This window comes from Sporomusa aerivorans (assembly GCF_041428895.1).
Lineage (GTDB): Bacteria > Bacillota > Negativicutes > Sporomusales > Sporomusaceae > Sporomusa > Sporomusa aerivorans.
This window is the reverse complement of sequence record NZ_CP156926.1, coordinates 1019664-1032294: the sequence shown is the minus strand read 5'-3', so window position 1 is coordinate 1032294 and position 12631 is coordinate 1019664. Positions and strand designations below refer to the sequence as shown.

At 47.8% G+C, this 12631-nt stretch carries 11 protein-coding genes and 1 riboswitch; all 11 genes read right to left on the bottom strand.

Translation table 11 applies throughout. From position 1 onward, the window contains the following. Positions 1-178: 178 nt before the first annotated feature. A riboswitch (cobalamin riboswitch) is annotated at positions 179-376 on the bottom strand. A 441-nt stretch (positions 377-817) separates the two neighbouring features. Then, complete coding sequence (locus SATMO3_RS04660) at positions 818-2032, bottom strand: ABC transporter permease (RefSeq protein WP_371378175.1); 1215 nt, start codon at positions 2030-2032, stop codon at positions 818-820. Between the two features lies 1 nt (position 2033). Then, positions 2034-2717: an ABC transporter ATP-binding protein gene (locus tag SATMO3_RS04655; RefSeq protein WP_371378172.1), complete on the bottom strand. Its 684-nt coding sequence runs from the start codon at positions 2715-2717 to the stop codon at positions 2034-2036. Between the two features lie 33 nt (positions 2718-2750). After that, positions 2751-3848 carry an efflux RND transporter periplasmic adaptor subunit gene (locus tag SATMO3_RS04650; protein ID WP_371378169.1) on the bottom strand — a complete coding sequence of 366 codons (1098 nt, stop codon included), beginning with the start codon at positions 3846-3848 and terminating at the stop codon, positions 2751-2753. An 18-nt stretch (positions 3849-3866) separates the two neighbouring features. Further along, complete coding sequence (locus SATMO3_RS04645; protein ID WP_371378166.1) at positions 3867-5150, bottom strand: TolC family protein; 1284 nt, start codon at positions 5148-5150, stop codon at positions 3867-3869. A gap of 159 nt (positions 5151-5309) precedes the next feature. Further along, entirely contained in the window at positions 5310-6581 is a 1272-nt protein-coding gene (locus SATMO3_RS04640; RefSeq protein WP_371378163.1) for a sensor histidine kinase, read from the bottom strand. A 2-nt stretch (positions 6582-6583) separates the two neighbouring features. After that, positions 6584-7258, bottom strand: coding sequence for a response regulator transcription factor (locus SATMO3_RS04635; RefSeq protein ID WP_371378161.1), 675 nt, complete (start codon positions 7256-7258; stop codon positions 6584-6586). A 161-nt stretch (positions 7259-7419) separates the two neighbouring features. Then, on the bottom strand, positions 7420-7707 hold the full coding sequence (locus tag SATMO3_RS04630; RefSeq protein ID WP_371378159.1) for a hypothetical protein: 288 nt from the start codon (positions 7705-7707) through the stop codon (positions 7420-7422). A gap of 191 nt (positions 7708-7898) precedes the next feature. Next, entirely contained in the window at positions 7899-9560 is a 1662-nt protein-coding gene (locus SATMO3_RS04625) for a ribonuclease J (RefSeq protein WP_371378156.1), read from the bottom strand. A 579-nt stretch (positions 9561-10139) separates the two neighbouring features. Then, positions 10140-10886, bottom strand: a complete 747-nt coding sequence (locus SATMO3_RS04620) for an ABC transporter permease (RefSeq protein WP_371378153.1) — start codon at positions 10884-10886, stop codon at positions 10140-10142. Next, positions 10883-11635 carry an ABC transporter ATP-binding protein gene (locus SATMO3_RS04615; RefSeq protein ID WP_371378150.1) on the bottom strand — a complete coding sequence of 251 codons (753 nt, stop codon included), beginning with the start codon at positions 11633-11635 and terminating at the stop codon, positions 10883-10885. Before SATMO3_RS04615 ends, SATMO3_RS04620 begins: the two co-directional genes overlap by 4 nt. Positions 11636-11641: 6 nt before the next feature. Continuing rightward, positions 11642-12595 (bottom strand): ABC transporter substrate-binding protein, encoded by a 954-nt coding sequence (locus SATMO3_RS04610; RefSeq protein ID WP_371378147.1) that lies wholly within the window; start codon positions 12593-12595, stop codon positions 11642-11644. Between the last annotated feature and the right edge of the window lie 36 nt (positions 12596-12631).

The window sequence follows — 12631 nt, the reverse complement described above, 5'->3', positions numbered from 1 at the left end:
CCATCTCCTCTCTGTCAAAAAATAAAAATCCGTATAGAATCGTTTTCTTAACTAAAAGAAAAGGATTCTATACGGATACAGACAGACTGCCCATTCAGGCGCAGTGCAGTTATATGCAGACAATCAGAAAAAGCATAGACTGCGCCTACACATCCATTTCCTTATCACTCGTAAGTCAACAATGAATCTTATTATAAGCAGGCTTTCTGGCTCATAGATCATAACCTTCGCTTCCGTCTTCCCAGAGTTTCCTCCAGTGACGCTCTTTTGAAGCAGGCTCCCTATTTACAGCTGCGGGACAGCACAGGATTTTCACCCGTTTTCCTCTCATCGCTCAGCAGCAAATGCTGCCGACACTTATAACGTTCTATATAAAATTGTCATTAATAAGCAAAATTAGCCATTAAATATTATGTTTACTATTATATAAATGCGCTTTGGCATTTGTCAATCCAATATTTTACTATATTAACTATAAATAATCAATATATCCTTTGTTTTTATTGACGATGACGATTTTTGATACAAACTACACTACGTGAGTTATAACTCATTTATCCTGTAACTAACCCGCACTAAGACTCCTACATCTATAAGCGGGAGATAAGTGCGGCTAAGTTCCTGGATAAGGGCGACTAAACTTCAGGTGGGGTTAAAACCCCATCTGAAGCTAAGTCTACTTTATCGTCTGTATTGCAGGCGATTGGCGACAATGCGTCGCTTTTTCCGCAACATTTATCATTGCATTTTATTCTGGATAAAAAAAATCTACTGCCAATTTGTCAGTAGATTGTATAACTATTTTATATTTATTTAATTATTCATACCGCAATGCATCAATCGGATTCAATAGTGCGGCCTTCCGGGCAGGGTAAAGTCCAAAAAACAGGCCAATCCCAACGGAAAACGCGAATGATATGATAATCGGCATGGATGTAATCACGGTATTCCAGCCGGCAACAGAGGAAATGGCATATGAAGCGCCAATTCCTGTGGCGATGCCGATTGCCCCGCCAATGACGCCGATAACAATGGCTTCAATGAGAAACTGCATGAGGATATTGGCATATCTGGCTCCCAGGGCCTTGCGGATACCAATCTCCCGGGTTCGCTCGGTGACAGACACCAGCATAATGTTCATAATGCCGATACCGCCGACCAAAAGGGAAATGGCCGCTATACTGCCTAACAGCAGGGTAATGGTCGCTGTCGTTTCCTGGGCGGTAGCCATGACGCTGGCCAGATTACGCACGGTAAAGTCATCGTCTTTGTCGGCGGTAATGCCGTGACGGGCCCGCAAGAGGCTGGTAATGCCATCCTGAACCTGGTCCACCACTTCGGCATTAGCGGCCTGGACACTGATGGTCTGCACGTAGGTAATCCCCATCATGCGTTCCTGAGCGGTGGTAAGCGGGATGATGACCGTGTCGTCCTGGTCTTGCCCGCCGGCCGACTGCCCCTTGCTTTCCAGCACACCAATTACCGTAAAGGGTGCGTTATTAATACGAATACTCTTACCGATCGGATTTTGCGTGTCAAACAAATTGGCGGCCACTGTAGTACCGATGACGGCTACCCGGTTACGGCTGTCCACATCGTCATCGGTAATAAAGCTGCCGGCCTGCACACTTAAATTACGGACTTCTGTATATTCCGGCGTCGTCCCCTGGACACTGGTAGTCCAGTTCATATTGCCGGCTACCATCTGATACTGCTTGCTGACACTGGGCGCAACAGCGCCGATGCCGTCAACCTCCCGGGCAATCGCCTCGGAATCCTTCAGCGTCAGGGTAATATTGGAGCCGGCGGCCTGCCGCACCCCGGAGGAAGAAGCCGCTCCCGGCATAACAATAATCAGGTTGCTGCCCAGGCTGGCAATGGAGCTGGATATCTTATCCCTGACCCCCATACCAATCGACACCATGGCAATAACGGCGCCGACCCCGATGATGATCCCCAGCATGGTAAGGATTGAGCGTAGCTTGTTGGATACAAGTGCGTCTAAAGCAATCTTGACACTTTCCCAGAACACATTACTCAATCCTTTCTGTATCCCGGACGATCAGCCCGTCCCGGACATGAATCACCCGCTTGGCATGGGCGGCAATATCAGGCTCGTGCGTTACGAGAATGATGGTACGTCCATAAGAATTGAGCGTCTTAAAGATATCCATAACTTCGTCACCCGACTTGGTATCAAGCGCACCGGTAGGTTCGTCCGCCATGATAATAGTCGGCTCATTGACCAGCGCCCGGGCAATGGCCACCCGCTGGCGCTGACCGCCGGAAAGTTCGTTCGGCAGGTGATCCATTCTTTTTTCAAGGCCGACCGACGCCAGGGCGGCGGCGGCCCGCTCTTTCCGTTCCTTGGCTGCAACCCCGGCGTAAACCAGCGGCAAAGCCACATTGTCAAGCGCCGTAATCCGGGGCAGCAGATTAAAATTCTGGAACACAAAACCGATCTTCTTATTCCGGGTTGACGCCAGTTCGTCGTCACTTAAGGTGGCCACTTCCTGTCCGTCAAGCTTGTAAGAACCGGTAGTCGGCCGGTCTAAACAGCCCAGAATATTCATTAACGTTGATTTACCGGAACCTGACGGACCCATGATCGCCGTAAATTCTCCTTCACGGATATCAAGGCTGACTCCCGCCAGAGCGGCCACCAGCGTGTCGCCCATTTGATAGGTTTTCGTTATATTGGCTAATGCAATTGTCACGTTATGACCTCCTTAATCCAGCTAGCCCTGTTCTTAGAACATTCGGCCGCCACCCTGACGGTTTCCCTGACTGCCTGTTTGTCCCTGCGTCTGTACTTTTACCTGCGCTAAGACAACCTTGTCGCCTTCGTTTACGCCACTCAAAATCTCAACTCTGTCATCACCGGTATTGCCGGTTGTCACAGGCTCATTCCTGGTCTGACCGTTTGGTCCGGCAACCACTACATATTTACCGTTCTTATCTGAACGGATGGCCGACAGCGGCAAGGTCAGCGCACCTTTACTCTCACTGACAGTGACCGATACTCTGGCAACCATACCCGGGTTCAGGAGATTTTCGGCATTGGTAACGTCAATAGTTACCGGGTAGTAGGTAACATTTTGGGAAACTACGGCTTTACGGGAGATAGTAGTAACAACTCCGCTAAACTCTTTTCCGGGATAAGCGTCAACCGTAAAGCTAACCTTTTGCCCCATAGCAATTTTACCAATATCGGTCTGGTCCACGTTGGCTTCAATTTGCATCTTGGACATATCGGCCACAGTCAAAATAACAGTCGGATTATTGACCCCCTGGGCCACCAGTTCCCCGGCCGACAGCGGCTTGCCGATAACACTGCCGGCCATTGGCGACACAATAATGGTATCGTCAAGTTTTGACATTACTTCATCATAATTGGCCTGGGCGATCTTATAGTCCATGCTGGCGTTATCAAGCTGCTCCTTGGTTGAACCGCCAATACCGGTCAGGTGGGAAGTCCGCTGGTATTTTATGGCGGCATTGTCAAGCCGCTCCTTCGCCTGGGTTACCTGCGCCTGCAGGCCGGTGTCCTCCAGAATAACCAGCTCTTCTCCCGCCTCTACCTCTTCATTCTCTTTAACCTTAACCTCTTTGATGTGAGCCGTTATTTTAGAGCTGATATCAACCGAGTTTACCGCTTTAATGGTGCCGGTTGCCGCAACTACCGAGGTGAGATCCCGGCGTTCGGCCTGAATGGTCGTAAGCGGCGCAGTTGCCGTCTTGCTTTTACTTTGGTAGTAATACCAGCCGCCCGCACTTGCAGCCACGGCAATAAGAGCTACAACAAGGATGGTCTTATGGTTTTTAACTTTTTGCCACAATGTGTTCACAAAAAATTCCCTCCGCCCTTATAGGCTACCGGCTTTTACGCCCATAGCTTTATCCAGTTTGGCCTTGTTGACATTGTAGTCATACAAAGCCTGAACATGATTGGTTTTGGCCTGCGTTAATGCCAGTTGCGCGTCAAAGACGTCAAGATTAGTGTTCACACCGGCTTTATACGTTTCCTGGGCAATATAGAGATCCTCGTTGGCCTTATTGACGGTTACCTCTGTCGTTTGCAGGCGTTTCTCAGCCTCTTTCATGCTAAGATAGCTTTGACGGACTTCCTGCTCGACAGCATCTATGGTCTGTTCGGCCTGCAATTTGGCCTTGGCTAAGGAAGATTCAGCCTTGTTGACCTGCGACTTGGTTACGCCGGCGTCAAAAATGTTCCAGCTGGCTGAAGCCCCCACCGACCAGTTATCTTTGTCGCTGCCCTTAGGCACTACCGAATCGTTCCAGCCGGTAGACGCCGACAGGGAGACAGACGGACGTTTGTTGCTTTCGGCAATCTCGATGCCCTTATTGGCGCTGTCGATACTTAGTTGCGCCTGGCCCACTTCCGGCCGGTTTTGCTTGGCCTGGGTAATGGAGTCTGCCAGCGTTCTGCTGTCAGCCAGGTAATTAAGTTCACCCTTGAGTGTAATTTCAGTGTCGCCATCCATATTTAAGGTTGTAAGCAGGCTGGAGACCGCTAATTCATACTGGTTTTGCGCTTTAATCAGATTTTGCTCGGCGTTGGCGACCTCAACCTCCGAACGCAGAACCTCTGATTTGGCGGCGACACCCTCCTGGTATTTCGCCTGCACGATATTGGCGTGAGCCCGCAGGTTGCTGACGCTCTCTTCATTTACGGCCAGCATGTTCTTGGCTTCCAGCACACTGTAGTAGTTGGTGGTTGCGTCAAGCACAAGCTGCTGTCTGGTCTTTTCCACATTGAGGTCGGACGAAGCAACACCAAGTTCGGCCTGTTTAATCTTAGCTTCTGTTTTACCTCCGCTATAGAGTTGCCAGCCCATACTCAAGCTGTTGTTCAAACTGTCTGACCGAGAAGCACCCTGAGAAGCACCCTGTTTAGTATATCTGCTCCCCAGAGAGACACTAGGCATCTTGCCAGCTTTGGCTTCACTAACACTGAATTCAGATTGCTTTTTATCTTCGCTGGATATCTGTACCGCCGGATTACTCTTTAGGGCGTACGCAATACTGTCCTGCAGGGACAATTCGACAGGAGCGGCAAAAGCAAACGTATTTTGTAATAGAATGACCCCGGCAGCAATGAGCGCAGCATTATGTTTTAAGTTTGGCATAACTAAAGCAGCCTCCTACTGTAATTGTTTAGATTTTATTAAGTGACCATATGGTCATTCTATATTATAAGTTTTAGATTGTTTTTAGAAAACCCTTTAAATAAAGGAAAAGTACTTGCCAAAGACAAGCACTTCTCACATACTGTACCAACAATACCGCTAAGTAACTTTTTTAGCAGGTAATGTCACACTGAACCTGGTACCGCTGCCCAGCTTGCTTTCTACGCCAATTTTGCCGCCATGCATTTCCACAATCCAGTTGGCAATCGCCAGTCCCAGACCGGTGCCGCCTTTCTCCCGCGAGCGCGCTTTATCGCTGCGATAGAACCGGTCAAATACCCGCGGTAAATCTTCAGTTGGGATTCCCTGACCGGTATCTTCCACCGTAACCACAATATTACTCCCCTGCCTGCCACCGGTAATTTTAATATTTCCTGGTGACGGAGTATATTTTATGGCATTATCCAGGAGGATTACCAGTAACTGGTGCAAGCGCTCCCTGTCTGCGGTTAGTTCCAGTTCCTGGCTGGCTTCAGCCTGCAGCATAAGTCCGTCCATTTCAGCCAGCGGCACGAACTGTTCGGCCACAGTGTCAATTATCTCACCCATATTAACCGGCTCAAGCTTAAGTTCCGTCTGGTTAACATCCGACCTGGCCAGAGTCAGGAGGTCGGTAACCAGCTTGGTCATTCTTCTCACTTCTCTGACAACATTCGTAACCCGGATGCTCTCTTCTTCCACCGTATGCTCAGGATGTCTGAGCATAAGCTCGGCATTGCTTTTTATAACTGCCAGAGGCGTGCGCAATTCGTGGGAAGCGTCGGCGACAAATTGCTGCTGCTTTTCCCAGGAAGCCTGAATGGGGACCATAGCCCGCCGCGCCAGGTAATAGCCGGCAAGAATAATAATCAGCATGCCCATTACCAAGCCGCTGGCGATAATAATTAACAAGTCCTTTAGCGAAGCCACTTCCGAATCAACAATACTGATCGCAATAATGCTGTCTATCGGAATAGGCCCGCGGTCAGTCATCAAAACCCTTTCCTCATACCGGTAGGGAATATTAATCATGCGATAGGCGTGATCTTCAATTTCCTTTGTCAAAATATGCTCTGGCGGTATTTGAGTTACCAATTCAACCAGACGCTCAACATCTATGTCTTCATTATTCGGCATATTCACAATCCGGCCCTGATTATCCCGCAGCAGAATGAGAATACGCGGGTCAAAAAGAAACCGGTTTCGCCCCGGCGGGGCTATTCTGCCGTTAACAATGCGAATGTTATAGGCCTTAAAACGCATAGCATCATCGACTTTATCAAACAGCCGGTAGGAAACAAATCCGTAAATCACTGTCCCAAAAACCATAAAAATCAGCAGGAATACAATTGAATTCATGGCTGACAACTGGCGCAGGGTACGCTTAAACATAACTATTTCTCCTTGAACATAAAGCCGGCGCCCCGTACTGTCCTTAAGAGACTGTCATACCCGGACGGAGCCAGCTTTTTGCGCAGATAATGAATATATAAATCCACCACACTCATGGTTGTTTCTGACTCAAAGCCCCAAACCCGGTCAAAGATTTGTTCTCTTGTCAAAATCTGTTCCTTATTTAAAATCAAAAATTCCAGCAAGTCATATTCTTTGGTCGTTAACCCCAGGGCCTGATCGGTTATAAAACCATCACGCATCTTACTGTCGATCATTACGCCGCCATAAGATATTTTCCCATCATTGGCCATGGAGCCGCTGCGCCTGATAAGCGCCTTTATTCTCGCTAACAGTTCCTGAATAGCAAACGGTTTCACTAAATAGTCGTCAGCGCCTGTTTCCAGGCCAAACACCCGGTCAGCGACACTGTCCCGCGCCGTCAGGAGTAAAATTGGCACCGTACTGTCACCGGACCGGACCTGTTTAACAATTTCCAGGCCAGTGACTCCCGGCAGCATAATATCCAGAATCAGCAAGTCATAGATCCCCTGCTGTGCAAAATACAATCCTTCATCTCCGTCGCCCGCTTCATCAACAAGATAGTTCTCCTCTTTTAACAGGGACACAATGGCTTCGCGCAACGGGTTATCGTCTTCAACAACCAGTATTCTCATGAAACTCCTCCCAGCTAGTATCTATGTACTTCCCATAAAGCCCTTGCCGGTCAGTGTTGGCATGAAAGTAAAAATGCATTACAAAATCCCGCCCGGCAGAAATCTCTTTATTGGGTGACATATAGATAATATACATAGTTATTTACCCCAAGAGTATGGTATTATTTGTCTAATGTCAAGCTCCTCCCGGCTTCCTGGTCCTCTTTATGATCATTCGCAGCGGGTTTTTCCATGATTTTTTCCGGTTTTTTCTCAGGAATAAAAATTTCAGGCTGTCCGGTAATAGAAGCGGTGTACAGTATCGACCTCGCCTCCACGATACCGAATCTTTCCATCGCCACCCCAGGCTCTGTTGCATAGATTACAGCCGCCACAGGGGAAGCCATAATTAAACCTGTTGTAACTAAACTAAGAAAGCCATTGAACATACGGTGTACCATTTTTTTCATGCTTCTCACCCCTCTGACAAATTTATTGGCGCTCACCGTTCGCCGGTTATGTAGTCATTATAGCGGACAATTTTTAGGATTCTTTTTGAATATATAATAACCGATAAAGATTTGCAGGCAAAAACATATCCTCAAAAAAAAAAACAGGAGGCACATGGGTAAGTACCTCCTGTCTGAATCAGCAGTCAAGCTTACAGATCCATAATAATCGGCAAGATCATGGGTCTGCGGCCGGTTTTGGTAAATAAATACTTGGACAGCGCTTCGCGGATACCGGACTTTAAAGGGGCCCATTCCGTAATTGGCTGATTCTCAAAACGTTCTAACACCGTTCGCACGATTTTGCGGGATTCATCAATAAGCACATCGGAATCCCGAACATAAACAAATCCCCGGGAAACAATGTCCGGACCGTCTAAGATACTGCCTTTGGCTTTATCCAGCGTAACAACCACGATCAAAACCCCGTCCTGTGACAGTTGCCGCCGGTCCCGGATTACAATATTGCCGACATCGCCCACACCCAGGCCGTCAACAAAAACCTTACCGGCCGTTACCTTGCCGGCAAACCGGCCTGTCTCAGCCGTAAATTCAAATACATAGCCATTTTCGCCGATAAATACATTTTCTTGCGGCACACCGATTTCAGCGGCTAGCTTACCATGCTGCCTAAGCATCCGGTGTTCGCCGTGCACAGGAATTAAATATTTAGGACGGACTAAGTTCAAGATTAATTTAAGTTCTTCCTGGCTGCCATGGCCGGATACATGGATACCCGACAATCGCTCATAAACGACATGCACACCCAGCCGCATTAAAGCATCTATCGTTCTGCCGACAGATCGCTCATTGCCGGGAATGGGCGTAGCCGCAATCAGTACACTGTCTCCCGGCGTCAGTTCCAGACTGCGGTGACTCTTGGAAGCCAGGCGGCTAAGCGCCGCCATCGGTTCACCCTGGCTGCCTGTAGTCAGTATTAGAATTTGGTTATTAGGGTAGCGGTTAATTTCTTCGACCCCGATCAGAACCCCTTCCGGAATGGTCATATAGCCAAGCTCTGTTGCCTTGGTTATCACGGTGACCATGCTCCGGCCTAAAAGCGCCACCTTACGCCCATATTTACAGGCCGAATTAATGGCTTGCTGCAGCCGGGATACGTTAGAAGCAAAAGTCGTCAGTATGATTCGTCCCTTGGCCTCACTAAAATAGTCATCCAGCGATTCGCTGACTGTCCGTTCTGATTTGGTGAAACCCGGTCGCTCGGCATTGGTGCTGTCGGATAAGAGCACCAACACCCCCTGGTTGCCTAACTCAGCGAATTTATGGATGTCAATCATGTTGCCGTCAACTGGTGTCTGATCAATTTTGAAATCACCGGTATGCACCACTGTCCCCACCGGTGTTTTTAAATAAACGGCCAGTGCATCGGAAATGGAATGGTTTACCCGGATAAAGCCAACCTCAAATTGTCCCAGCGTAAGGGAATCCCCCGGGCCGACGGGACACAAATTGCGGTCGGAAACGTCGTATTCTTTCAGCCGGCCTTCCACCAGGCCCAATGTTAGCCGGGAACCATAGACAGGCACATCCACCTGCCGCAGCAAATAGAACAAGGAACCGATATGATCCTCGTGCCCGTGGGTTAAGATAACTGCCCTGATCTTTTCTTTGTTTTCAATCAAATACGTCATATCAGGAATAACTAAATCAATTCCCAGCATGTCTTCTTCCGGGAATGCCAGACCGGAGTCGATGACAATTATATCATCGCCGTAGCGAAACACCGTCATGTTTTTGCCGATTTCACCAAGACCGCCCAGTGGTATAATGAGCAATTTTTCGTTCTTATTCAAGGAAACCTGAACCTCCAATAGTAGATTATTTATTTTTAGTAATATAAAGTAGACTTAGCTTCAGGCGGGGTTTTAAGCCCAGCTGCAGGTTAGTCGTCGGATAAAGAGAACACGCCTCTCAACCGGGCCTGTGGCGAAGTTGGCAGCCGCTGTTGCCCTTATCCAGGCGAAAGTTATACTTTCTATCAGGATAATAGAAAACTAGGATCTCTTAGATCCTAGTTTTTGCTCAACGTTACATTATCATCCGCACAATATGATTAAAACTTAACGCCGATCACTTACTAGTCTCTTTATTATATACAACCAGCGGAACAAATGCAAATTTATCCTGTAACTAACCTCTACTACTCACGCTTAGCCAAACCTCTATGCAAAGTATTTTCCTTTCTATTATTTCCAAAATTTTGAAAATATCGTACTATACCGATAAAAAGTTTTAACATCTGCCTAAAATAATTTCCTTAGAAATCATAAGAACTTCTAAGGAAATTATTTATAAATATTGTCTTGAAAGCTCCACTCGTGAATAAGCGGAAAACCCAACGTCCGCAGGAATATTGCTCTTTCCGCTTCTGTCTACTGGTACTGCCAGCCGCATATTTTTCGTTCCAGGTAGTCAATCGTACTGAATAAGGTAAGGCCGATACTGCTCAAAGCCACAATTCCCGAGTACATTTCCAGATAATTGACCCGCAGCCAGGCATCCATAATAAAATAACCCATCCCATATTGCGTTCCGAATGTTTCAGTGAAAAACAGCACCGAGACGGCTGTCGCCATGGCCACTCTCAGCGAAGTCAAAAACTTGGGCATGGAAGCGGGGATAAGAATTTCCCGGAACACATCCAGATAACCGGCTCCCAATGAGTAGAGCGGATAATATGTTTCCTTAGGGATACTCTTGACTCCGTCCCTCACGGCTACGATTACCTGAAAAACAATAATAAGGAATATCATCAGTATTTTCGACAACTCATCAAGGCCGAAAATCAGCATAACAACAGGCAGGAGCGCAATTTTCGGTATGGGGTACGTCAAATACACCAGGGGTGATAACAGCTTGTCCCAGCGTGGAAAATATCCCATACAGAGTCCCAGCGGTATACCAATTAAAACCCCCAGGCAGACCCCCGCCAGAATTCGCCACAGGCTGTACAAACCATGAATTGCGATTTGCGGCAGGAAGATATTAAATAAATTGACCATTACGATTCCCGGCGGCGGGATAATGGGCAGCCTTACCCAACTGGCAATTACCTGCCATAACACAAAGAAAATAATGGTGCCGTATATATACCAGACTCCCGGTCCTTTTCTTCTCACTTTGACCAATCCTCTTTTATCATCTTGCGCAATTCAAGACAGAGCTGAAAAAATTCCTGCCGGTTACGGGCATCCTGAGTGTCAAACAAGGGATTCTCGATAATCTTGCTGACTGTACCCGGCGCAGCCGAAAGAATGACAATTTTTCGCCCCAGATACACGGCTTCCTCCACATGGTGGGTTACCAGAATGGTGGAAACTGAATGCCGGCGCCACACCTCTAAAAACACATTCTGTATTTCTTCCCTGGTCATAGCGTCCAATGCCGAAAACGGTTCATCCATTAACAAAAGATCCGGTTTGAGCAGAAAAGCTCGGGCCAGAGCAACCCGCTGCTGCTGGCCGCCGCTCAATTCTCCGGGAAAACGGTGTTCCAGACCGTTTAGTCCCAATAGTTGGATCATGGCCGCCAGATTTTGTTCATTGTCACGCTGATTCCTGTCTTTTATTTTCACACCCAGCCGGATATTCTCCGCAATGGATTTCCAGGGCAGCAGCCCATAATTTTGCGGTATGAAGCCAATTCTTTGGTTTTGCGGCATAACCGGCTGGCCGTTAATTTCGACAGTTCCCGCAAATTTTTTAAGAATCCCGGCCAACACTTTTAAGAGCGTGGACTTGCCGCAGCCGGAAGGACCAATAATGGCGCAGGTCTCACCGGCGGCAAGTTCCAGGTTTATATTCTTTAAAACATCGTAATTATATCCTCTGGCTTCATAAGCAATATGTAAGTCCTTAATCCGGATCATGACTGTTTACCTGACAAAGCGGGCGTCAACCAGCTCTGAATAATTGTACTGTTTCTGAATGAGTTTTCTTTCCAAGAGCCAGGCGATAACACCGTCCACATCCTTTTGCTCCGGAGCTGCAGCCTTGGTATACTTGGGCAGGACAAGCGCATCTCTGACATCTTTGGGGAAACCGCCTTTTTCTACTATTAAATCGATATAGTTCTCTCTGGGTTCTTTCGCTAAATATTCTATGGCTTTGCTATAAGCCCGGTACATAGCCTGAATCTCTTTCTCCTTTTCCGTAACAGCCTTGGTAGTAAAGATCAGGACACCGGGATTAATGCCCAATTGATCGGAGGAGTTCACCAGTTTAGCCCCATTTTTTATCGCCACGGTTGCCAAAGGTTCCGGCAGGGTGGCTGCCGCAATCTTACCGTTCTGCAACATTTCCAGGCGAGCCGGAATCTGCGGGATGACAACCTTATTAATGCCATTGGCCGGCAAACCGCCTTGCGCCGTTATCCGGTCGGTGACATATTCAATAATGGTATTTTTCGAGATGGCAACATCTTTGCCTTTGAGGTCCTGGATAGATGTGACTGTTTCATTTTTACCGGCAACCATTTTATAGCTTCCGGTCGACAACGAGGTAATCACCGTATCAAAGCCACCCGCTTTGGCGAAAGCCTCGGCCAGCATATCGGAGATGGCGCCGTCCAGATTGCCGCTTTGCAGGGCGCTATCCCGTTCCATCGCACTCTTGAACTGTTTGAGCGTTACTGTCAGGCCTTCCTCCTTAAAATACCCTTTTTCCTGGGCAATAATAAACGGAATGGAGTCGACGTCAGGCATAAGACCGACGGTAATATTTTGCAGTTGGCTTTGCTTAGGAGCCGGGTCCTCTTTTTTGTTGCCGGCGCAACCCGTGAACACCAGCGTCAATATTGTTGCAAGCATAATAACGACAAGCTTCTTCATACATCAACCCTCATTTCTTAAGTTTCTGGCCAGCAC

Bases quoted from the DNA above. Each gene is read 5' to 3' on its own strand.
- SATMO3_RS04645 (WP_371378166.1), bottom strand. From the start codon at position 5,150: ATGCCAAACTTAAAACATAATGCTGCGCTCATTGCTGCCGGGGTCATT.
- SATMO3_RS04640 (WP_371378163.1), bottom strand. From the start codon at position 6,581: ATGTTTAAGCGTACCCTGCGCCAGTTGTCAGCCATGAATTCAATTGTA.
- SATMO3_RS04615 (WP_371378150.1), bottom strand. From the start codon at position 11,635: ATGATCCGGATTAAGGACTTACATATTGCTTATGAAGCCAGAGGATAT.
- SATMO3_RS04630 (WP_371378159.1), bottom strand. From the start codon at position 7,707: ATGAAAAAAATGGTACACCGTATGTTCAATGGCTTTCTTAGTTTAGTT.
- SATMO3_RS04635 (WP_371378161.1), bottom strand. From the start codon at position 7,258: ATGAGAATACTGGTTGTTGAAGACGATAACCCGTTGCGCGAAGCCATT.
- SATMO3_RS04610 (WP_371378147.1), bottom strand. From the start codon at position 12,595: ATGAAGAAGCTTGTCGTTATTATGCTTGCAACAATATTGACGCTGGTG.